Origin of the sequence: Mesorhizobium sp. M0437 (assembly GCF_040321335.1) — a bacterium.
Classification (GTDB): Bacteria; Pseudomonadota; Alphaproteobacteria; order Rhizobiales; family Rhizobiaceae; genus Mesorhizobium.
Genome location: NZ_JAMYRK010000004.1, coordinates 81,794 through 101,231 on the forward strand (window position 1 = coordinate 81,794; position 19,438 = coordinate 101,231).

Below are 19,438 nucleotides of genomic sequence, written 5' to 3' on the forward strand. Positions count from 1 at the left end.
CTTCTGGCGGTCGTCGCTTGCGTTATTGGATCAAGCTGGCCCGCGACGTGGGTGATGGCGTTGGCCGACAGAAGGTAACCGTGGCGGCTTCAAATCCGAATGAACGCTGCCAATTCGTCGGGAGTTCCTTTTGGGAACGCTCCTCTCAGATGGTCGAGAAAGGCGGAAACGCGGGCATTCAACAGGCGCCGCGACGGGTAGAGCGTCCACAGGGCCGTATCCGGACCATCCACGTCCCCCCAATGCACCAATGTGCCGGCGGCCAGATCATGACTCACGAGCGATACCGGCAACCGTGCCGCACCCACGCCCATGACGACCGCATCGCGAACCATGATGAGCGACGACAGGCTGAGCACCGGGGTGAACGCGATCGTCGTCGGCCCCGTGTCCGGTTTGATATTCCACAACGAGAGTCCTCTGTCCGAGCTCCGCACGACAGCGGGAGCGGCGTCTCCGTCTCGCGGTCTCGCCACTTGCGGGCTCGCCACGATCACAAGCCGATCACGCATGAAGACCCGTCCCACCAGGCTTTCATCGGAACGCGGATTGACGCGAATGGCCAGGTCATACCCTTCTTCGACCATGTCGACTGCACGGTCTTCGGTCGTGACTTCAAGGATAACGTCGGGATATTTGAGCGAGAAGCCTGCCGCCAGCTTACCCATCGCAAGTTGAGAGAAGAGCAACGGTGCACTGATCCGCAAATTTCCACGCGGTTCCCGGTCTCCCGACGCAATCGCTGCGGCCGTCTCCTCCACTTCCGTCAGCAAGCGACTGGTTCGCTCATGCAGGTCCTTTCCCTCCTGCGTGAGCTTCAGGGCACGCGCCCCGCGCTCGAACAAGCGTAGGCCCAAGCTATTCTCCAGTTCTGCGGCGCGCCGCGAGAGCGTCGCCTTGGGGCGCCCTGTGGCGCGCGCGGCTCGCCCGAATCCACCATGACGTGCAACCAGATTGAAGTCGGCTAGGGCGAGCAGGTCCATGTGTTCCACCAGTGAGACAGGGTGTCTACAAATGGCAGCTTCCGGTGCGTTTGTGGACTCCTAAATAGCGCTAACGATCTGATAAAAGCAGGAGTGACCACATGACTATCCTCGTCACCGGTGCAACCGGAACCGTCGGCCGCAATGTCGTCGATCAGCTCATCAAGCGCGGCGCTAATGTGCGCGCGCTCGTCCGCGATCCCTCGAAGGCCAATTTACCAGCCGCCGTTGCCCTCGCCGAAGGCGATCTGCTTGACGTCGATGCGCTGCGCACGGCCTTCTCGGGCGTGTCCACCCTGTTCTTGCTCAACGCCGTGGTGCCCGACGAGTTTACCCAGGCGCTGATCGCCCTCAATCTGGCCCATGAGGCCGGGATCAAGCGGATCGTCTATCTGTCCGTGCTTCACAGCGACATCTACGTGAACGTGCCGCATTTCGCCGGTAAGTTCAGTGTCGAACGCATGCTGGAGCAGCTGGGCTTCAACGCCACCATCCTGCGGCCTGCATACTTCATCAACAACGACTATTCGGTGAAGGACGTGGTGCTCGGTCACGGTGTCTATCCGATGCCGATCGGTGACAAAGGCATCGCGATGGTCGACGCGCGCGATCTCGGTGAGATCGCAGCCATCGAGCTGGTTCGCCGTGAGCAGGCAAGCGAGCCGCTTCCTCTCAAGCGGATCAATGTCGTTGGTCCCGACACGCTGACCGGTGCCGATGTCGCCGCCATCTGGTCGAATGTTCTTGGGCGGACGATCCACTATGGCGGCGACGATACCGCTGGGTTCGAGCAAAACCTCCGAAATTACGCACCGAGCTGGATGGCGCTCGACATGCGTCTCATGGCCGAGCGCTTCCTTGTGGTTGGCATGGTCCCTGAGGCAGGGGATGTTGATCGATTGACCGGCATGCTGGGTCGCCCGCTGCGCTCCTATCGCGACTTCGCAGCGGAAATCGCTGTTTTGGCTTGATCATTCCGCATGTCTGAATATCGGCCTGCCGGTGCGCTTGCAACGCCGGCGGCCGAACGGGGTCATGCGGCGGCATATTCGAGCGCGCATAGCCGCCCCACGGCCAACCCGCAGTGCATCCGGCAAAAGGCATTTGCCATGACCAATACCGTGTTCAAGCCCATCGTCTACCTGCTCCATGGCTGCCCGTTCTGCATGAAGGTTCGCGTGTTCCTGCTTGAGGCGAGACTGCTCGACCAGGTCGACATCCGGCTGGTCGAACAGGGCAGCAAAGAGAAGTGCCAGATCACAGAGAAGCTCGCCGCGCACCTGCCCAAGGTCGGCTTTCCAACTGTCGAGCTAACGCCGGGACAGTATATGACGGAATCCGACGAGATCATCGCCTGGTTTGCCAAGGGCGCCGCCATCGACATCGCGACGCTGCCGACCTTCCAGGATTATGTAGGCGGTATTTTCAAGGACCACATCAGCCTGTACCGCGAGAACATGCGGCTCAAGCAGCAGGCGGTCTGAGAGCCGGTTCGAAACTGGGTGTTTGACACCGGACCTTGATGGTGCAGTCTCTTCGCCAGTGGGAGAAGCGCTTTGGGTCGGGTTCACCACGGGAGCGTACTTGTTCACCTATGTGGGCGTCCGGAAGGCAGTCCGCGGCAATATTGTCGGATATGCTTTCTGTTCAGATGCCTCGATTACCGCGGAAGGCAAAGCGAAACGCGCGTTGTGCATGTATTCGCACGGCAATCCGCGCGACCATATCGACCATTCCTGCCATCGCCGCGCGTTCTGAGTGTTTATGAACGCGGGTGTAAAGCAAGTCCTGGCCTGTTCGACCGTTGGCGCCATCGTGGCTGCCTGAATTGCAGCCAAAAGCGCGGCGGGGCAAATCAACGCGGTCTTCCCTATCTGAATGTCGGTAGAGGCAGCAGCGTGAGACAAGTGGCGCCGCTTATCAGAGCGCCAGTATCCTGGCCATTCGCCTGTGACGAGCCTCACTGGTCAGGTCGCATCACACTGCCCTGTTTTGCGTTGGTGCACGGCCGCCGCCGTCGGCGACGAGCACAGCGCCGGTGACGAAGGAGGCGGCATCGGAAGCCAGGAACAGACAGCAGTTGGCGATCTCGGACGGCTCGGCAACACGCCTGAGCGCAATACGGCCGGTGAGCGCGGTGAACTCCTCGTCGGGCGTCGAGCCGTTGGCCGCTGCCGCCACTTCCATTTCGTAGACGCTCATCGGCGTGCGCACCCAGCCAGGCGCCAACGCGTTGGCGCGGATGCCGTCGGGGCCATGTGCAAAGGCGAGCGAGCGGGTGTAGGAGACGAGTGCTGCCTTGCTAGCCGAATAGGCGGCATTTTGGCCGCTGGCGTTGAAGGCGCCGACGGAGGCGATGTTGACGATCGCGCCGCCGCGCTTTTTCATGAGCGGCAGTGCGGCGCGGCAGACCATCATGGCGCCCGTCACATTGACCGCAAAGCTGCGCGCCCAGGTCTCATCGCTCAGGCTCTCCGGCTCGTCGAGGATCATCACTCCGGCGGCGTTAACGACGATATCAAGACACCCGCCGCAGGCGTCGATAGCACGTGCGACATCGTCTGCGCTAGTGATGTCGCCGAGCACGGCGGCACCGCCGCTCGCCTTGACGGCGCCGTCCAGTCCCTCACCGCCGAGGCCGAAGGCGATGACTTCGGCGCCGTGCCGGCCGAACAATTCGGCAGTGGCGCGGCCCATTCCGGTGGCAGCACCGGTGATCAGCGCCTTGCGGCCTTCGAGGCATCGGCTCATGTCAGCCCCCAATGGCGCTCGACGGCGAAGCCGGTTTCCGGCAGCGTTGAGCCGCCGTCGACGACGATCGTCTGGCCGGTGGTGTATTTGGCCTGCTCCGAGGCGAGGTAGAGCATGGCATAGGCAATGTCGTCCGCCTCGCCGAGATGGCCAACGGGGATGTGTTGGCCGAGGCGCCCGGCAACTTCCGGCGCGCTCATCGTGCCCCTACCCGGCTTGGCTATGAAGCCCGGCTCGACACCGTTGACGGTAATGCCGTCGCGCGCGAATTCGAAGGCGGCACCCCGAATGAAGGCGTTGACGCCGGCCTTGGCGGCCGAGTAATGCGCGCCGCCGGCCATCGCCAAGCGCGCCGACACTGAAGAGGTGACAAGGATGCGGCCGAAGCCGTTCTTGCGCATCACCGGAACTGCTGCCTGCGCCAGCCAGAAGCAAGGCTTGAGGTTAAGCGCCAGCGCTTCATCGAGCTTGTCCTCGTCAAGATCCTCAATCGAGGCCCAGGGACAGCCGCCGGCATTGTGGACGACGATGTCGAGCCGGCTCGCCTGACGTACAATGTCGCCGACCAGTGCGTGCAGCCTGGCGCGGTCGAGCCCAGCAAGCGGAACCGCACGAACATCCAGCTTGCGGGCGGACAATTCGGCGGTCAGCGCTTTTGCCATATCGAACGTTCGATTGGCGATGACGACACTAGCACCGGCCTCGGCGAAGCGGGTCACGATCGCAGCACCGATGCCGCGTCCGCCGCCGGTCACCAGCGCCACCTTGCCGCTGAGATCGAATGGTTTCGCCATCGCTCAGACGACTCCGGCGCCACGCACGAGATCAATGAAACGGGTGAAGACCTCGGCGTGGCGGTCGACATCGGCCTCGGTCGTCGCCGGACACATCAGGAACATGGTGTGGAAGGGCGTCACCAATATGCCCTCGTTCATGTAGAAGGCGTGCAGCAGCGTCTCGAGATCGCCGCGCCGGCCGGCGATGACGTCGGCGCCGTTCCGCGGCGGATCGGGCATGAACATGATCTCGGCGCGGGCGCCGATCTGCGTCACATGCCACGGCAACTTATTGGCGTTTATGATGCCACGTGCCATCTCCGCCAGCCGCGAGGCTCTGCCGATCATGATTTCGAAGTTGGCGGGCGTGAGCACCTCTTCCAGCACAGCGCGCATCGTGGCTACGGTGAGTGCGTTGCCGGCCAGCGTGCCGCCGATGCCGAGATGCGCCGACTGGCGCACGCGCGGATTGACCATCGGCACGATGGCCCACAACCGCTCGGCGATCGCCTGCGAGACGCCGAAGATGCCGGCCGGAATGCCGCCGGCGATGGCCTTCCCGGCGACCAGAATGTCCGGCTCCAGCCCATGCTCGGACGAATAACCGCCGGGTCCGCTGGAGATCGTATGCGTCTCGTCAATGATCAAGACCGTGCCGGTGCGGCGGGTGATCTCGCGCAGGGCGTCATGAAAGCCGTCGGCGACCGGGATCATGCCGAAATTGGTCATCAGCGGCTCGGTCAGCACGCAGGCGACGTCGCCAGCCGAGAGTGCCGTTTCGAGCGCAGCGACATCGTTGAACTCGACCACCCTCGATACGGCCGAATGGTCGACACCGTTGGGATGGATCATGTTACGCAGGCCGACACGGCCGTCGCGGATCTCGACATGCGCTTCCTCGACGCTGCCGTGATAGCAGCCGGAAAAAACCAGCACCTTGTCGCGGCCGGTGATCATGCGGGCGATGCGGATGGCGCCGCGATTGGCGTCGGTGGCCGAGGTGGTCAGCGTCCAGTAGGGCAGTCCGAAGCGACGATGCAGCTCAGTGCCAACCCACAGGCTGTCCTCCGTGGGCAGCATCATCGTTGTGCCGTTCTGCAACTGGCGCAGTGCGGCGCAAGTCACCGCCTCCGGCGCGTGGCCGCACATGCCGCCAGTGTCGCCAAGGGCGAAGTCGACATAGTCGTGACCGTCGATGTCTCTTATATGGGCGCCGCTGGCCGACGCGGCATAAACCGGGAAGCCGCCGGCCCAGCGCCGCATCCAGTGCGAGGGTCCGCCATAGAGGAAACGCTGCTTGCCCTCTTCCCAGGCCGCCGCTGAGCGCGGATGCGTGTCACTGAAGCGCGCCTGCTCGCGGTCGAGCAGCTCACCAATGGTCGTTGAATGCGAATCGCTTCTGCTGGCAGCCATCACAGCGCTTAACTCTCCCTGCCGCGCGATTATTTTGGGGCGCGCGCGTTCCAATCTGGTTCACTATTTGAACCAGCATTTTGTATGTTATAGACTGCAAGGCGGGTCGGCTGCTGTCAAGTTAATTCACACGCGAAGTATCTCGGAGAATCGATAATGAGCACAGTCGGCAAGGCGGTTTCGCTGCTGGAGCTGTTCACGGTGGGTGAACCGGAGATCGGCCTCTCCGACCTCGCCCGCAAGGCCGGTCTCGACAAAGCCACCGCAAGGCGCCTGCTGCTAGCGCTTTCCAACCACCGGCTGATCGAGCAGGAGCCGAAGGGTCGCCGCTACCGGCTGGGCGCCGGCCTGTCGCGGCTGGCCCGCATTCGCGACGCACATTTCCCCTTCGTCCGCGTCGCGGCGCCTGTGGCGCGAGAGCTTTCGCTCGAAACCGGCGAGACCGTGCATCTGTCGGAATTCAGCGCCGGGGCGCTGCTGACCGTCCATGTTGAGCTTTCCACCAAGGCCAACCGCGTCAATGTCGATGTTGGCCAGGTGCTGCCGCTGCACGGCACAGCGTCCGGCGTCGCCTTCCTGGCCGCTTCAAGCCCGGATGTGGTCGGCGCCTATTTCAAAAAGCCGCTGCAGGTGTTCACCCGGCATACGGTGACGCGGCCGGACAAGGTTGTGGAGGCGATACGGCTTGCCGCCACGCGCGGTTACTCTCGCAGCGCACAGGGCTATGAGGAAGGCGTGCACAGCATCGCCGCGGCGATCCTCGGCGCTGACGGCCAGCCGATCGGCACCTTGGCGGTGGCTTCGCCCGTCTCACGCGTCGACGACGCGACCGCAGCCACACAGGGCAGGGCAGCAATCAAGGCAGCACGGTTGATCACGGCGCGTCTCACCGGCGAACCTTAGCCTTGCATCTCCGCGACGGATGCATCGGGCATGCCCTTGCGCCATAATCTCGCAAAATCGGGCGGAACGAGCGGCTGCCCTCCGCCCGGATATCCGCAGAGCGAAGACGCTCGCGCAATGCCGCGAGCGGCTCATATAGCCGGCGGTCAGATTTCTGCTGCCCAAAGATCAGTTTCCGATCGGTTCGACCGGCTGGTCGGAACACGCTCAGGGCGTTGGACGGACTTTCTCGAAAGAGGAACTCGGGGCGACTTCGCTGTACACGGTGGCGAGACGACGCCCGCGAGCAGACATCAGCCGTTGCGGAAGAGGTTTCGAGGCCGCTGCCTGCCGTTCTGAGAAAGCATCTCGACGAACCGTGCAACCTTGGGCGGGCGGAATCGGCCGGCCGGATACACGGCGTGGATGCCGCCGGTAGGCAGCGTCCAGGCAGGCAGAATCGGCACCAGCCGGCCAGCCGCCATATGATCGCCGACAAGAAAATCGGGAAGGATCGACATACCGGCGCCCGCTAGGGTTGCCTCCAGCACGGCCGGGGTGCTGTTGATCGTCATGCCGGGCTTCATGCGGACTGTCCGCAGTTCATGATCCCCCCGGGTAAACCGCCACACCAGCGGCTCCTTCAGCGCGACATTCGCGACAAAGGGGAGGCCGGACAGTTCCTCGGGCTCGCTCGGGGACAAGTCTCCGGCTATGTCGGGCGCGGCGACCAGAAATTGCCGGAATGAGCTGATCCGGCGCGCCTGCAGGCTGGAGTCGGTAAGCCAACCTACGCGAATCGAAAGGTCGATCTGGTTGGCGACCAGATCCATCCTGGCGTCCGAGAGGATGAGATCGACCCGGCATGCCGGATAGATTCGACAGAACTCGGCTGCCAGTGGCGCGACGGTGATCGCGCCGTAATCGTTGGACGCGGTGATCCGCAGTACGCCCAACGGCTGAGCATTGGTCTGGGCAAGTTCGGCGAAGGCCTCTTCTGCCTCGCTCAGGATCATCACGCATCGCGCGTGAAGCTGCCGGCCTGCCTCGGTCGGCTCGACCCTGCGCGTCGTGCGCAGCAGCAGGCTTGTCTTCAATTCCGCTTCAAGCCGCGCAACCTGTTGACTGACGACTGTCTTGTTGACGCCTAGCCGATCGGCCGCGCGAGTGAACGAGCCCATGTCCACCACGGCCGCGAAGTACGCCAGTCTGTTGAGGTTGATTGCTTCCATGCTCGCCTGCTCCGATTGTGCGCTTATACCTCACATTGAATCCAATTCATCGATATTTATCGTCCAATCGAAACGGTCCATCCTTCTGTGCGTCGGGCAACCGGGTCCGCGCAGGAGGAAAAGCAGAGTGACGATCGAGGCTTTTCCCGCAATGGGCCACGTCTACGAGGCTCGCTTCGGCGACCTCGCCTTCCATCTGCAGTTCGATACCGAGGTGCCTTCATGCGCTTGCCCCCGCGGAGGCGGTCAAATTCGCCAAGGTAAAGGCCGTCCGCGACCGGGCGCTGGAAGTTCGGCCAGGGATGTTCATGGTCTGGACCGAGGTTGCCGGTACGACCGTGGGTCCATGTCGGGGACTGCGAGAACGGTATCGTCCACACCACGATCACTCGGCCCTATCTGAGCTTCCTGAATTTATCCGGCGGCTGGACCCGGCCGACTCGATCTCAATATCGCGCGCAGCCCGATTTCTTCAGCGCCATCCAATCCGAGAGGACACCCACATGCTTACGAGGAGACAAGTCATGAAAACCACATTTGCCATCAGCGCCGCTGCCGTCTTCGCCCCTGACGATATCGGCCGTGCGGCTGGAACCGGACTTGCCTGGAAGCATTTCCCGGCCGGCCCAAACGGTTTTTTCCGCGCCCCCGTCCTGCTTTCCGGTGCCACCGAGGCGCTGCTGATCGACGGCGGCTTCACCTATCCGGACGGCCGCGCGCTGGCCGGAGAGATCAAGGCCAGCGGCAAGAAACTGACCACGATCTATGTCAGCCAGTCGGACCCGGACTACTATTTCGGCCTGAAGCCGGTGCGTGAGGCATTCCCCGAGGCCAAGGTCGTCGCCGCCTCGGACACGGTTGCCGCGATCAAGGCGTCGGTCAAGAAGAAGCTCGATGTATGGGGACCCCAACTGAAGGAGAACGGTCCGCAGACGCTGGCCGACATCGTCCTGCCCGATGCGTTTGACGGTCCGTCACTGACTGTGGATGGTGAGACGGTGGAGTTCGTCGCCGCCGAGGGCCTCGCTAATCGCCGCTATCTCTGGGCGCCCTCGCTGAACGCGGTGTTTGGCGGCGTCCTGGTCTTCGCCGGCGTTCATGTTTGGACCGCCGACACCCCGACCAGGGAATCACGCGCGGCCTGGATTGCCAATCTCGACAAGATCGCAGCGCGCAAGCCGACCGTCGTCGTGCCGGGGCACATGACGCCTGAGTCGCCGGTCGACATCTCCGCTGTCGAATACACCAAGACCTATCTTCTGGCCTTCGAGCAGGAACTCGCCAAGGCCGCGGACGCCGCGGCGCTGAAGAGCGCGATGGAGGCCCGCTTCCCAGGCCTCGGCATGGGCGTCGCCCTCGACATCGGCTCGAAGGTCGCGAAGGGCGAGATGAAGTGGGGCTGAGATGAGCGCCAATTCGATCTGATCCGGAGGACCTATGAAGGTCCTCCGAGGAGAACGGCGGCGATCTGCTCGCCGTGCTCGCGCGTCCGAAGTCGAATAGACCGAGGCGGAACGCCTTCCCTGTGCCGGCATGGACGCCCTGATGAATGTGTCTTCCAGTGCTTGGCCACCGAGCGGACCGGCTATCGCGCCGACGTGCACGGCTATCTCGCCGACGGCGACCGGGTACCGGCCTTTGAAACGGCTCGACCGCAAGATCGGGCCTTTCCGCACGGCAGCGGCATGGGGCCCTTCAGTAACGCGGACACCAGGATGCCGGCCGACTTCGTCCGGCGCGGCGTGAAGCACCTCCGCCGTTGCGGCAAAGATGCTTATCATGTTAAGGATGACGTGGCGCTGCCGCTGCGTCACAATCCCGCGACAAGACGGGAACAACGAGAATGTGGAGGAGACTATGATCGCCCACCACGTGAGCGTCGCCGACGGCGAGGCTTTCCTATCTGCGTCGCGGATGCTGTTCGGCCCGATCACCCAGCGTTTCTCACGCGGCGAGGCGCCGTCGCTGCCGAAGCTCGTTTCCGTGCATCTCGGCTCCTGCCGGCTTTCCGAGATCAAGGCCAAGTCGCATCTGGTCGTCAGCGACCGTACCTTCTGGCGCAGCTTCGATCCCGACGCGATCAAGATCCTGATGCAGCTCAGCGGTCACAGCCGCTTCGAGCAGCAGGAGGTCGCGGTCGATCTCGGCCCACGCGCTGCGATCATCTATGATCCAATGCGCAGCTATTCGCTGCAAAACCTGTCGGATGTTGACCAGCTCATCCTGCAGGTGCCGCGCTCGACCTTCGGCGACGGGACGCTGGCGCGGCTCTCGGCGCCGGTGCCGTTGCCCGGCAACGACGACAGCCTCACCCATATCGTTTCCGGTCTGATGCAGATGGCGATCGGCACCGCTCACAAGCTCGACGAGGCCGGCTGCCGCCGTGTCGGAGAAAGCTTGATACAACTCGTCAACGGACTGATCCAGGCAAAGCCGACGGCGCCGGACTTCCGCCGCTCGCCGCTGGAAGCGCTGCGCGAACGCATCGTCGCCTATATCGACGCCAACCTGGCGCGCTCAAACCTGTCGGCCGAGGACATAGCCCGCCACATGGGCTGCTCCCGCCGCTATCTGCACCGCGCCTTCGAAGGCGAAGGCACCACACTGGAGCGGTTCGTGTGGGATAGGCGGCTGGAGCGCAGCAAGCAGGAGCTGCTGTCGCCCGCCCGCGCCTCAGCCTCCATCTCGGAAATCGCGTTTGCCTGCGGGTTCAATTCGAGCGCACATTTTTCGCGGGCGTTCAGAAGCAAGTATGACGTGGCGCCGAGAGATTTGCGGGAGCGAGTGCGTATGGTGGTGCATTAGGAAGGTGCTGTTAGCCGTACCTTTATCGGATACAGCAAATTGTTTTGCGCCCGTATGAGGCACATTGTATCCTCACCTTCCATAATTTTTCGAGGGCTCTCACTCCCGACTTGCAGCGCTGACGCTTCAACAGGGCTGTACCCAGACCTCAAGCCGTCCGCGCCCTGCCCGCAAAACTCCGCATCAGCCCCTTCGGCAAGAACAGCATCGCCAAGATGATGGTCAGCCCCGAAATCACCGGGTGGTAATCCGGCACCACGATGCGCGCCAGGTCGAACACCGCGTACATGACGAAGGCGCCGAGGATCGGGCCGAGCAGGGTGCCGGTGCCGCCGACCACCGTCATCATCAGCGGCAAAAGCATCCAGTCGAGGTCGAAGACGGAGTCCGGGCCGACATGGAAGATGTAGTAGGTATAGAGGCTGCCGGCGACGCCGGCGATGAAGGCGCTGCCAGCAAAGGCGGCGACCTTGATCCTCAGCGTATCGATGCCGTTGGCCGAAGCCGCCATCTCGTCGTCGCGCACGGCGATCAGCGCCAGGCCGTAGCGCGAGCGCATCAGCAAGCGGATGGCAAGCGCCGTGCCCACCATCAGGCCGAGCCCGACCAGATAGTGCGGCAAGAGCGTATCGAAGGTGCCGGCGGGCGCCACGACGCCGAAGGCGCCGCCGGTGAAATCACCGCCATTGATGAACATCACCTTGATGATCTCGCCGAAGCCGAGCGTGCCGAGCGCGAAATAGTCGCCGCGCAGCTTTGACAGCAGCGGCAGGCCGATGATGATGGCGGCGACGGCCGCGACCAGCCCGCCCAGCATCATCGTCACCGGGTCGAAATAGTAGATCCGCGGATAGGCGTCATAGAACGTGCCCCAGAGATAATTGCCGCTCCACAGAATGGCGGTGGTGTAGGCGCCGAGCCCGAAGAAGGCATGGTTGCCGAGGCTGATCTGGCCGCCGAAGCCGGCAACGAGGTTCCAGCCTTGCGCCATAGTGGCGTAGATGAAAACGAAGAACAGGAACGAGAAGGCGTAAGAATCGATCGCGCCGGGCAGGAGCGGCACCAGCGCGAGGGCAGCGACCACGGCAATTGCGATCCCAATCCAGAATTGTTCCGGCAAGGCTTTCATCATCATGACGCTCAAGCCTTCTTGTAGGGCCGGCTGAACAGGCCTTCCGGCTTGAACATCAGCACCGCCAGGAACACGCCGTAGGCGATAGCGTTGGTCCAGCCGCCCGAGATGAAATACTGCACATAGGCTTCGATCAGGCCGAGGATGATGCCGCCGGCAAGTGCGCCCGCGACATTGCCGATCCCGCCCAGCGCCAGCGCCACCAGCGCCTTGAGGCTGAAGATGAAGCCGGCGAACGGGTTGAACGGGAAAGTCGTCGCCACCGCGACGCCGGCCGCTCCGGCGAGTCCGATGCCGATCGCGAAGGCGACGGCGTTGACGCGGTGCGGGCTGATGCCCATCAGCGTCGCCGCCTCCATGTCCTCGGAGGCCGCGCGCACCGCCTTACCAACCAATGTCTTGCGCAGGAATAGCACCACCAGGCCGGTACCGGCGAGCGCAATCACGAAGCCCATCGAGCGGGTGAAGGAGGTGCGCACGCCCAAAATCTCGATGCCGCTCGCCGTGTAGGAGGTGACGATGGCCGCGGTGTTGCCGCCCCAGATAACCGTCATCAGGTTCTGGATCAGGAACATCAGACCGACCGCGATCAAGAGTGAGATGTTGCGGTCCTCCGCTGCCGCCGCGCGGCGAAACAGGCCTTGGTAGACCAGCCAGCCGACGACGAGCCCGACGGGCACGACGATCAGCAGCGACGCGAAAGGGTCGATGCCGACGCCGTAGAACAGCGCCCGTACGAAATAGGCGGACAGGATGATCATCGCGCCCTGCGCCAGAAAGATCAGCCGCATGGTGCCGAAGATGAGGCTGAGGCCCACCGCCGCAACGCCGTACATGGCGCCGCCCAGCGCGCCGTTGAGCGACAGCTGCAGCAGGATTTCGGGAGGCGGAATGTTCTGCATCATTGCACCTCCAAGACGCCCATATAGGCCTTCTGGATTTCGGGATCGGCGATGAGCTCGGCACCAGTGCCTTGCATGGCAAGCTCGCCGGTTTTCAGCACGAAGGCATAGTCGGCGACCTTCAGTGCCTGATGGATGTTCTGCTCGACCAGGAGGATGGTGACGCCCTGCTTGTGCAAGGTCTCGATCAGCGCGAACATCTGCTGCACCACGATCGGGCTGAGCCCCAGCGACGGCTCATCGAGGATGAGCAGCGACGGGTCCGACATGGTGGCGCGCGCGATCGCCAGCATCTGCTGCTCGCCGCCGGAGAGCGAACCGGCCTTCTGCCCTGCCCGCTCCTTTAGCCGCGGAAACAGCGTGTAGGCTTTCTCCAGCGACTGCTTGAAGCGCTTCCGCACCTTGGGTTGGAAGGCGCCGAGCTCGAGGTTTTCCAGCACGGTCATCTGCCGGAACAGGCCGCGCCCTTCCGGTACATGCGCGATGCCCATCGCCGCGATCTCCTCCGGCGCCTTGCCGGCCAGCGGCGCGCCGGAGAGGAAGATCTCGCCGCGCTTCGGCTTCAGCAGACCGGAGATGGTCTTCAGCAGCGTCGTCTTGCCCGCGCCGTTGGCGCCGACAATGGCGACGATGCTGCCGGCGTCGACGTGGATCGACACGCCCCACAGCGCTCCGACGTCGCCATAGGCGACTTCCAGATTGGTGACGTCAAGCAGCCGGTTCGCCAAGATAGGCCTCTATCACTTTGCGGTTGGCGACGATCTCGCGCGGCGTGCCGTCGGCGATCTTCTCGCCATGGTCCAGCACGATCACCCGGCTGCATACCTTCATGATGGCATCGACCTTGTGCTCTACCCACAGGATCGAGACCCCCTTGTCTGTGCGCACGCGGCGAATGACATCGACCGTGCGCTGGATCTCGGTCGGGTTCAGCCCCGCCATCGGTTCGTCCAGCAACAGCAGCCCCGGGCTGGAGGCAACGGCTCGCGCGATCTCCAGCAGCCGCCGGTCGGACAACGTCATATGCGCGGTGCGGACATCGCGCTTGGCGGTCAACCCGACCAGTTCAAGTGCCTCCTCGGCGGCTGCCGTCGCATGCTTGACGCGGCCGCCCGAGCCATAGACGGCACCTACCATGATGTTCTCGAAGGCCGTCATGGTCAGGAACGTGCGCACCAGCTGGAAGGTGCGGGCAATGCCGAGCCGGCAGATGCGATGCGGGGCCGTGCCGGTGATGTCCTCGCCACGGAAGCGGATACGGCCCTGGGTTGGGGTGTAGAGCGCGGTAATTACGTTGAACAGTGTCGACTTGCCGGCGCCGTTGGGACCGATCAGCCCGATCAGCTCATTGGCTCCGACGGCGATGTCGATGTTGTTGAGCACGACAAGCCCGCCGAACCGCTTCTGGATCGCCTCGAGGCGAAGCAAGGTTTCGTCAGGCTGCATCGTGTGTTTCCGTTTCTCGAGGGGAAGCTATCCGCGCAATCTATCGAGGTCAGCGCCGCCCTCATCGCCCTGCCGGCCTTCTCCCCGAGTAGGACGGGGAGAAGGGCAGGCGGCAACGTCGGAGCCCGTGCCCTCGCCGCTCAGCGCTTGTCCCAGGCCGGCGCCGGCTTGTAGGTCCAGTTGCCATTCGGGAAGATCAGCTGGTGCTTGCCTTGCCACCATTGCGTGGCAACGCTGGGGATCAGCGCAAAGCCGGTCTGGTCGAATTTGAGATCGCCGACGACGGTGTCCTTGAATTCCTGGTTGAAGACCGCGTCATGCAGCGCGGCGGCATCGGTGGTTCCCGCCTTTTCGATCGCCTGCGCCAGCACCTGCGCATTAGCGTAGAAGGCGCCGACTGTGACGGAGTCCTTGTTGAATTCGGCCTCGTAGCGATCGCCGAGTTCCTTGGCGCCGCGATAGGGATAGCTCGACGACCAGAAACCGTCGGTCATGATGTAGTCCGAATCCGCTCCGAGCGCTTCGTGGAACTCGCCCGTCCAGGTGCCTTTCCAGCCATGCAGATAAGGCACGGAGAAGCCGAGCTCCTTCATCTGGCGCAGCAGCGTCACCGTGTCGGCCGGCGAGCCGAACACCAGCATGGCGTCGACATTGGCGGCCTTGAGCTTGGTGATCAGCGCCGAATAGTCGGTGGCCCCGATCGCCCAGGGATCATCGACCGCGAAAGTGTAGCCATATTTCTTGGCCGCCGCCTCGAAGGCGCCGCCAAAGCCCTTGCCGTCGGGCGAATCCTCGGTGACAAGTGCCGGGTTCTTCGGCTTCTCATTGGCCGGCAGCTTGTTCCAGATCTCGAATGGCACCTCGGCGCCCGGCCCCGGGTGGAAGAAGAAGAGGGCCGGGTATTTGAGCTTCAACGGCTGCCACTCGAACGGGAACGCCGTCGTGATCATGTAGAACTTCTTGTATTTCTCGGCGACGATGGCACCGGCGATGTTCATCGGCCCGGAATGGGTCGATAGCAGCGCGTCGACCTTCTGCACCTTGATGAGGTTTTCCAGCGCCGAGGCGACCTTGCCTTCCGAGCTTTCGTCGTCGGCGACGACGAGGCGCACCGGCAGCTTCTTGCCGGCCGACTTGAGCATGATGCCGCCGGCCTTGTTGATGTCGGCCACCGCTTGCTCATAGGCCCATTTCTGCTCCTTGCCGTCGCCGGCCAGCGGCCCGGTCAAGGAGATCGGAGCGCCGATGACGATCTCGTCGCCGGCGGCATTCGCGACCCCTGTGCCGCCGGCCGCAAGTGCGGTCGACAGCACCAGGCCCGCCAGCATTGCCTTCAGATTGTTTCCCATTGCATCCTCCCAGGTTGTTTCATCGGCCGGACGCATCGGCGCCCGCCCGCATGCCTCAGACCGTCGCTGCCGCGACCAGCCTGGTATCGGTGAACTGCTCGAAACTCACGGCTTTACCGTCGTCCATCTCCCAGACATGGACGACGCGCGCCGACATTTGCTTGCCGGTCTTCCTGTAGGTGCCCGAATAGGTGCCGATGCCGACGATGGTGGCGCCGCCGTCGACCAGTCTTTCGAGCTTCAGCGTGTAGCCGTCCCACTCCTCGCCGATGCGCTTGAAGACCCCCGCTATGATGGCGTCGGGGCCGACATAGGTGCCGGCATAGGGGAAGCCCGCCATTTCGGTCCAGGCGGTGCGGCTGGTGATTGGCGCCATCATCGCAGATAGGTCCTTGGCATCGGAACCGGCGTAATGGGCCTTGATCGCTTCGTAGTTCTTGTTCATCGCGTTCTCCCGCGCGGTCAGACCGGCGCCTTGCCTTCGTCGTAGACGGTTCTGGATTTCTTCTCGATGTGAGCGCCGGCCGGCTTGTTCTCGACCTTGCCCAGGCTGGTCACGCCGAGGAATTTCCCGGTCGAGCGCATGACGTCCCAATTGTAGAAGAACAGCGAGGCGACCGGGATGATGAACTCGCGGAAGCCGAACACATATTGGTTGTCGGCAAACTTCCAGGTGGTCGCCAGGTCGACGTCGCCATGGCCACGCTGGATGCCGACGAGGTTCTGCCAGGCATAGCGCTCGGAGCTCAGATAGATGTGCTCGTAGACGTGGTTGGGGCTGTATGTGTAGTGCGCGGTGAGCCCGATCAGGTCCCGGGTCGGCGCCGGCTTGATACCGGTCGGCGCGTTGCTGGGATCCCCGAGCACGCCGGCCGACCAGGTCTGCGCGACGCGCGGCTCGCCGGGCGCTTCGCCTGCTTCACGCACCCGTTCGCGCACCGACAGCACGCGGCGCGTGCTGGTGTTGACGATGTAGGCCTCATCCTCGGTCGGCCGGGCGGCGAAAGTCATGTTGATGAAGAACACGTTGGCGGCGACTTCGAGCGCCTCGTACCAGTCCGCGCCGGCCTCGCTGCCCTCGCTCCACGCCACCGTGTCGGGCGACGTGAAGGCAAGGTCGATTGTGCGCCCCGTGTCGAGCGTGATCTTGAAGGTCTGGCCGCGCAACGCTGATGTCGTCGCCAGCCGGTTGGTGGCGATGCCGGCGGCGAAATCGTCGAAATGCTTCCAGTCCGCCGGCCTGTTCTGGTCGTTCATCGCACTCTCCCAATCAATCGACAAAAACTAATGTCGGCAGGTCGACGACGGTGGCGCCGCCATCGACGGTCAGGATCGAACCGTTCATCATGGCCGCCTCGCTCGAAGCGACGAAGCAGACGACGTTGGAAACCTCTTCCGGTGTCGCCGGCCGGCCGAGCGGGACGTCCCTGGTCACCAGCCGGTAGGCATCGTCGATCGAGCCAAGTCCGTGCTTCTCGACGATCACCGCCATCTGTTCGTCGGCCATGTCGGTCGAGACCCAACCCGGGCAGATGATGTTGGTGCGCACGCCCTTGCGGCCATAGTCGCGCGCCAGCGATTTGCCGAAGCCGATGCAGGCATGCTTCATGGTGACGTAGCCGGCGGCGTCCGGGCCGGCAAACAGGCCGGCGATCGAGGCAACGACGACGATGTTGCCCTTCCGCGCGATCAGGTCCGGCAGGCATTCGCGGGCGCAGACGAAAGCGGTGTCGAGATTGGTGCGCGTCGCCAGGCTCCAGGTTTCGTCGCTCATCGAAATCGTCGGGCCGACACCATGGCCGCCGGCATTGGCGACGAGGATGTCGACCGGTCCGATTTTTTCATGCACTTCGGCAAGCGCCGCACGCACCGCCTTCGGATCGGCGGCATCGCCCTGCACCACCAGACCGCCAATATCCTTGGTCACAGCTTCCAGCGGCTCGCGCCGCCGGCCCATCAGGACCACCTTGGCGCCGTCGGCCGCCATGCGCCTGGCCACCGCCGCGCCGATCCCGGTGCCGCCGCCGGTAATGAAAGCCGTCTTTCCCGAAAATCGCATTGTTCCATCCCGATTGGTAAGCGCGCCGGCTATGTGCCGATCTTCGCTGGGAATAATGCGGCACCGGCCAATCTGCGTCTTGTCCGAGCGAGAACTTTGTTTTGACTGAGTGCGCACTTTGCGCCCTGTCCGATGAAGTGCCGCGCGACCTTGCGCGCGGCACTCGCTCGCCGGATTACTTTTTCACCGCTTCCAAATCCATGACGATGTCGACATCCGATCCAAGGCCGAAGCCGGCCGCGGCCTTGGCCATCGGGAAGTCGGCCGTACTGACCTTGCCTGTGGCGCTGAACGCCGCCTTGGTCAGCGTCGCATCCCACGGCGCCGGCGCCTCGTTGATCAGCGTCACGTCGAGGGTGATCTCTTTGGACACACCGCTGATGGTGAGATTGCCGGTGACCTTGCCGGTCTTGTCGCTGACCTTCTCTACCTTGGTGCTTTCGAAGGAGATCGCCGGGAATTCGGCGGCGTTGAAGAAGTCGGGGCCTTTCAAATCGCTGTCGCGCTGGTCATAGGCGGTGTGCACCGAGCCGACATCGATCTCGGCCTTGACGCTGCTTTTCGATGGATCGGCCTTGTCCATCACGATGGCGCCCTTCACCGCATCGAACTGGCCATGCGCGATGCCGTAGATGCCGTGCTTTATGGTGAAGGTGATCCAGGCGTGCTGGCCGTCGATCTCGTAAGTGTCGGCATGTGCTGCCGATGCGAATGCGCACACCGAGGCAAAGGCCAACGCGGCCGTCAGTTTTCTCATCGTCACGTAACTCTCCCCATTGTTGGTTGTCGTTCTTTGGCTCAGGAAAAGCCGAGGGCGGCTCCATGCGGCGCCCATAGGATCGCCGTCAGGATGGCCAATATCGCCGGTGTGGCGATCAGCAGACCGGCAATCGGCGGCCGCAACGGCCGGACGCCGGGAACAAGGCCCCGCAGCGGACCGGGCATCAGCATGGCCACGATCAGCGGCAAGGATGAAAGCACCAGCGCGACCGGATTAGCCTTCGGCGCCAGCAGCGCGACCTGGATCTGCACGGTGGCTGCGGCGTAGATAAGCAGCAGTTCAGTGCCCTTGCTCCAGGCAACGGCGGAGCCTCCGCGCAGCACTGTGATGTACTGGACAAGACACCAGCCGCCGGCGAGCGCGGCAAGCGATCCCAGCAATTGCCCGGTGACGATCGAGGCGCCAAGCACCGAGATGATGGCGCCGGCCAGGCAAAAAGCGAGCATCGCCGCCGGCACCAGGAACGGCGCTTCGGCGGACGACGATGGCGAGGACCGCGCCGACAGCAGCATCGCGGCGCCGACGATCGCCAACAGGCCGGCGATGAGGGCGGCGACCATCTGCAGGTCGAGTGAACCGCCGGCCAGGCGGCGCCAGCCAAGCCACAGCAAGGCTACCGCAAGCGCGGCGGCGACAAGCTTGCCCGCAACGGCAGCGCCCAACAGGCGTTCGGGCAACAGGCCAACGACGATGCCGCCAGAGGCGAGATAGATCAGCTTCTGGCTGGCGGCGACCGGCGGCACCACAGGCGGCCCGAGCGTGTCCCAATAGAAGAACAAAATCAAAGCGGCCCACAGCAGAGAAAGCACTGATCCCGGCAGTGCGACCCTTGCCAACAGCGCCATCACCGTGCCGAGCGCGAGTGGCAGCGCAGCAGTGGTGACCATCGGATTGCCCAGCAACGCACTCAATCGTCGACACCTCTTT

General features: G+C 63.6%; 20 protein-coding genes. 5 read left to right on the plus strand and 15 right to left on the minus strand.

Annotated elements, in window-relative coordinates; translation table 11 throughout:
* Nucleotides 1–89 precede the first annotated feature (89 nt).
* Nucleotides 90–983 carry a LysR family transcriptional regulator gene (locus NKI72_RS04080; RefSeq protein WP_352767274.1) on the minus strand — a complete coding sequence of 298 codons (894 nt, stop codon included), beginning with the start codon at nucleotides 981–983 and terminating at the stop codon, nucleotides 90–92.
* A gap of 101 nt (nucleotides 984–1,084) precedes the next feature.
* Here NKI72_RS04080 and NKI72_RS04085 point away from each other — a divergent pair, with 101 nt between their 5' ends.
* Together NKI72_RS04085 and NKI72_RS04090 are read left to right on the plus strand one after the other, a co-directional pair.
* On the plus strand, nucleotides 1,085–1,954 hold the full coding sequence (locus tag NKI72_RS04085) for an NmrA/HSCARG family protein (protein ID WP_352469670.1): 870 nt from the start codon (nucleotides 1,085–1,087) through the stop codon (nucleotides 1,952–1,954).
* A gap of 138 nt (nucleotides 1,955–2,092) precedes the next feature.
* A complete protein-coding gene (locus tag NKI72_RS04090) occupies nucleotides 2,093–2,467 on the plus strand; it encodes a glutathione S-transferase N-terminal domain-containing protein (protein ID WP_352767487.1) in 375 nt (124 codons plus the stop codon).
* A gap of 493 nt (nucleotides 2,468–2,960) precedes the next feature.
* Here NKI72_RS04090 and NKI72_RS04095 read toward each other — a convergent pair whose 3' ends face one another.
* From NKI72_RS04095 to NKI72_RS04105, 3 genes are read right to left on the minus strand one after another with little or no spacing between them, the layout of a single operon-like run.
* Entirely contained in the window at nucleotides 2,961–3,734 is a 774-nt protein-coding gene (locus NKI72_RS04095; RefSeq protein ID WP_352767268.1) for an SDR family NAD(P)-dependent oxidoreductase, read from the minus strand.
* The gene (locus NKI72_RS04100) at nucleotides 3,731–4,528 is read right to left on the minus strand and encodes an SDR family oxidoreductase (RefSeq protein WP_352767489.1); all 798 of its coding nucleotides are present in this window, start codon (nucleotides 4,526–4,528) and stop codon (nucleotides 3,731–3,733) included. Before NKI72_RS04100 ends, NKI72_RS04095 begins: the two co-directional genes overlap by 4 nt.
* A gap of 3 nt (nucleotides 4,529–4,531) precedes the next feature.
* Nucleotides 4,532–5,923 (minus strand): transaminase, encoded by a 1,392-nt coding sequence (locus NKI72_RS04105; RefSeq protein WP_352767491.1) that lies wholly within the window; start codon nucleotides 5,921–5,923, stop codon nucleotides 4,532–4,534.
* Nucleotides 5,924–6,079: 156 nt separating this feature from the next.
* On the opposite strand from NKI72_RS04105, the gene NKI72_RS04110 reads away from it, so the two are divergent.
* Entirely contained in the window at nucleotides 6,080–6,826 is a 747-nt protein-coding gene (locus NKI72_RS04110) for an IclR family transcriptional regulator (protein WP_352834973.1), read from the plus strand.
* A gap of 293 nt (nucleotides 6,827–7,119) precedes the next feature.
* On the opposite strand, the gene NKI72_RS04115 is transcribed toward NKI72_RS04110, so the two are convergent.
* Nucleotides 7,120–8,037 (minus strand): LysR family transcriptional regulator, encoded by a 918-nt coding sequence (locus NKI72_RS04115; protein ID WP_352469662.1) that lies wholly within the window; start codon nucleotides 8,035–8,037, stop codon nucleotides 7,120–7,122.
* A 503-nt stretch (nucleotides 8,038–8,540) separates the two neighbouring features.
* Between NKI72_RS04115 and NKI72_RS04120 the strand changes: the two genes are divergently transcribed.
* Entirely contained in the window at nucleotides 8,541–9,440 is a 900-nt protein-coding gene (locus tag NKI72_RS04120) for an MBL fold metallo-hydrolase (RefSeq protein WP_352834971.1), read from the plus strand.
* Between the two features lie 454 nt (nucleotides 9,441–9,894).
* Entirely contained in the window at nucleotides 9,895–10,842 is a 948-nt protein-coding gene (locus tag NKI72_RS04125; RefSeq protein WP_352539270.1) for a helix-turn-helix domain-containing protein, read from the plus strand.
* A gap of 148 nt (nucleotides 10,843–10,990) precedes the next feature.
* On the opposite strand, the gene NKI72_RS04130 is transcribed toward NKI72_RS04125, so the two are convergent.
* The 10 genes from NKI72_RS04130 to NKI72_RS04175 all read right to left on the minus strand — a co-directional run bounded on the left by NKI72_RS04130 (nucleotide 10,991) and on the right by NKI72_RS04175 (nucleotide 19,422).
* On the minus strand, nucleotides 10,991–11,977 hold the full coding sequence (locus NKI72_RS04130) for a branched-chain amino acid ABC transporter permease (protein WP_352834968.1): 987 nt from the start codon (nucleotides 11,975–11,977) through the stop codon (nucleotides 10,991–10,993).
* 5 nt (nucleotides 11,978–11,982) lie between these two features.
* Nucleotides 11,983–12,879, minus strand: coding sequence for a branched-chain amino acid ABC transporter permease (locus tag NKI72_RS04135; RefSeq protein ID WP_352469658.1), 897 nt, complete (start codon nucleotides 12,877–12,879; stop codon nucleotides 11,983–11,985).
* Nucleotides 12,876–13,604, minus strand: coding sequence for an ABC transporter ATP-binding protein (locus NKI72_RS04140; protein WP_502893727.1), 729 nt, complete (start codon nucleotides 13,602–13,604; stop codon nucleotides 12,876–12,878). The genes NKI72_RS04135 and NKI72_RS04140 overlap by 4 nt, the downstream gene beginning before the upstream one ends.
* The gene (locus tag NKI72_RS04145) at nucleotides 13,585–14,322 is read right to left on the minus strand and encodes an ABC transporter ATP-binding protein (RefSeq protein WP_027027454.1); all 738 of its coding nucleotides are present in this window, start codon (nucleotides 14,320–14,322) and stop codon (nucleotides 13,585–13,587) included. The genes NKI72_RS04140 and NKI72_RS04145 overlap by 20 nt, the downstream gene beginning before the upstream one ends.
* A 140-nt stretch (nucleotides 14,323–14,462) precedes the next feature.
* Complete coding sequence (locus NKI72_RS04150; RefSeq protein WP_352849940.1) at nucleotides 14,463–15,671, minus strand: amino acid ABC transporter substrate-binding protein; 1,209 nt, start codon at nucleotides 15,669–15,671, stop codon at nucleotides 14,463–14,465.
* A 55-nt stretch (nucleotides 15,672–15,726) separates the two neighbouring features.
* Nucleotides 15,727–16,116 carry a nuclear transport factor 2 family protein gene (locus NKI72_RS04155; RefSeq protein WP_352469655.1) on the minus strand — a complete coding sequence of 130 codons (390 nt, stop codon included), beginning with the start codon at nucleotides 16,114–16,116 and terminating at the stop codon, nucleotides 15,727–15,729.
* A 17-nt stretch (nucleotides 16,117–16,133) separates the two neighbouring features.
* Nucleotides 16,134–16,928 carry a MoaF C-terminal domain-containing protein gene (locus NKI72_RS04160; protein ID WP_352469654.1) on the minus strand — a complete coding sequence of 265 codons (795 nt, stop codon included), beginning with the start codon at nucleotides 16,926–16,928 and terminating at the stop codon, nucleotides 16,134–16,136.
* Between the two features lie 13 nt (nucleotides 16,929–16,941).
* Nucleotides 16,942–17,730, minus strand: a complete 789-nt coding sequence (locus NKI72_RS04165; RefSeq protein ID WP_352849941.1) for an SDR family NAD(P)-dependent oxidoreductase — start codon at nucleotides 17,728–17,730, stop codon at nucleotides 16,942–16,944.
* Between the two features lie 175 nt (nucleotides 17,731–17,905).
* A complete protein-coding gene (locus NKI72_RS04170; RefSeq protein WP_352835037.1) occupies nucleotides 17,906–18,487 on the minus strand; it encodes a YceI family protein in 582 nt (193 codons plus the stop codon).
* Between the two features lie 41 nt (nucleotides 18,488–18,528).
* The gene (locus NKI72_RS04175; protein WP_352767504.1) at nucleotides 18,529–19,422 is read right to left on the minus strand and encodes a hypothetical protein; all 894 of its coding nucleotides are present in this window, start codon (nucleotides 19,420–19,422) and stop codon (nucleotides 18,529–18,531) included.
* Nucleotides 19,423–19,438 lie beyond the last annotated feature (16 nt).

Coding starts and splice junctions, on each gene's coding strand:
- NKI72_RS04080 (WP_352767274.1), bottom strand. CDS start 983: ATGGACCTGCTCGCCCTAGCCGACTTCAATCTGGTTGCACGTCATGGT.
- NKI72_RS04085 (WP_352469670.1), top strand. CDS start 1,085: ATGACTATCCTCGTCACCGGTGCAACCGGAACCGTCGGCCGCAATGTC.
- NKI72_RS04090 (WP_352767487.1), top strand. CDS start 2,093: ATGACCAATACCGTGTTCAAGCCCATCGTCTACCTGCTCCATGGCTGC.
- NKI72_RS04095 (WP_352767268.1), bottom strand. CDS start 3,734: ATGAGCCGATGCCTCGAAGGCCGCAAGGCGCTGATCACCGGTGCTGCC.
- NKI72_RS04100 (WP_352767489.1), bottom strand. CDS start 4,528: ATGGCGAAACCATTCGATCTCAGCGGCAAGGTGGCGCTGGTGACCGGC.
- NKI72_RS04105 (WP_352767491.1), bottom strand. CDS start 5,923: ATGGCTGCCAGCAGAAGCGATTCGCATTCAACGACCATTGGTGAGCTG.
- NKI72_RS04110 (WP_352834973.1), top strand. CDS start 6,080: ATGAGCACAGTCGGCAAGGCGGTTTCGCTGCTGGAGCTGTTCACGGTG.
- NKI72_RS04115 (WP_352469662.1), bottom strand. CDS start 8,037: ATGGAAGCAATCAACCTCAACAGACTGGCGTACTTCGCGGCCGTGGTG.
- NKI72_RS04120 (WP_352834971.1), top strand. CDS start 8,541: ATGCTTACGAGGAGACAAGTCATGAAAACCACATTTGCCATCAGCGCC.
- NKI72_RS04125 (WP_352539270.1), top strand. CDS start 9,895: ATGATCGCCCACCACGTGAGCGTCGCCGACGGCGAGGCTTTCCTATCT.
- NKI72_RS04130 (WP_352834968.1), bottom strand. CDS start 11,977: ATGATGATGAAAGCCTTGCCGGAACAATTCTGGATTGGGATCGCAATT.
- NKI72_RS04135 (WP_352469658.1), bottom strand. CDS start 12,879: ATGATGCAGAACATTCCGCCTCCCGAAATCCTGCTGCAGCTGTCGCTC.
- NKI72_RS04145 (WP_027027454.1), bottom strand. CDS start 14,322: ATGCAGCCTGACGAAACCTTGCTTCGCCTCGAGGCGATCCAGAAGCGG.
- NKI72_RS04150 (WP_352849940.1), bottom strand. CDS start 15,671: ATGGGAAACAATCTGAAGGCAATGCTGGCGGGCCTGGTGCTGTCGACC.
- NKI72_RS04155 (WP_352469655.1), bottom strand. CDS start 16,116: ATGAACAAGAACTACGAAGCGATCAAGGCCCATTACGCCGGTTCCGAT.
- NKI72_RS04160 (WP_352469654.1), bottom strand. CDS start 16,928: ATGAACGACCAGAACAGGCCGGCGGACTGGAAGCATTTCGACGATTTC.
- NKI72_RS04165 (WP_352849941.1), bottom strand. CDS start 17,730: ATGCGATTTTCGGGAAAGACGGCTTTCATTACCGGCGGCGGCACCGGG.
- NKI72_RS04170 (WP_352835037.1), bottom strand. CDS start 18,487: ATGAGAAAACTGACGGCCGCGTTGGCCTTTGCCTCGGTGTGCGCATTC.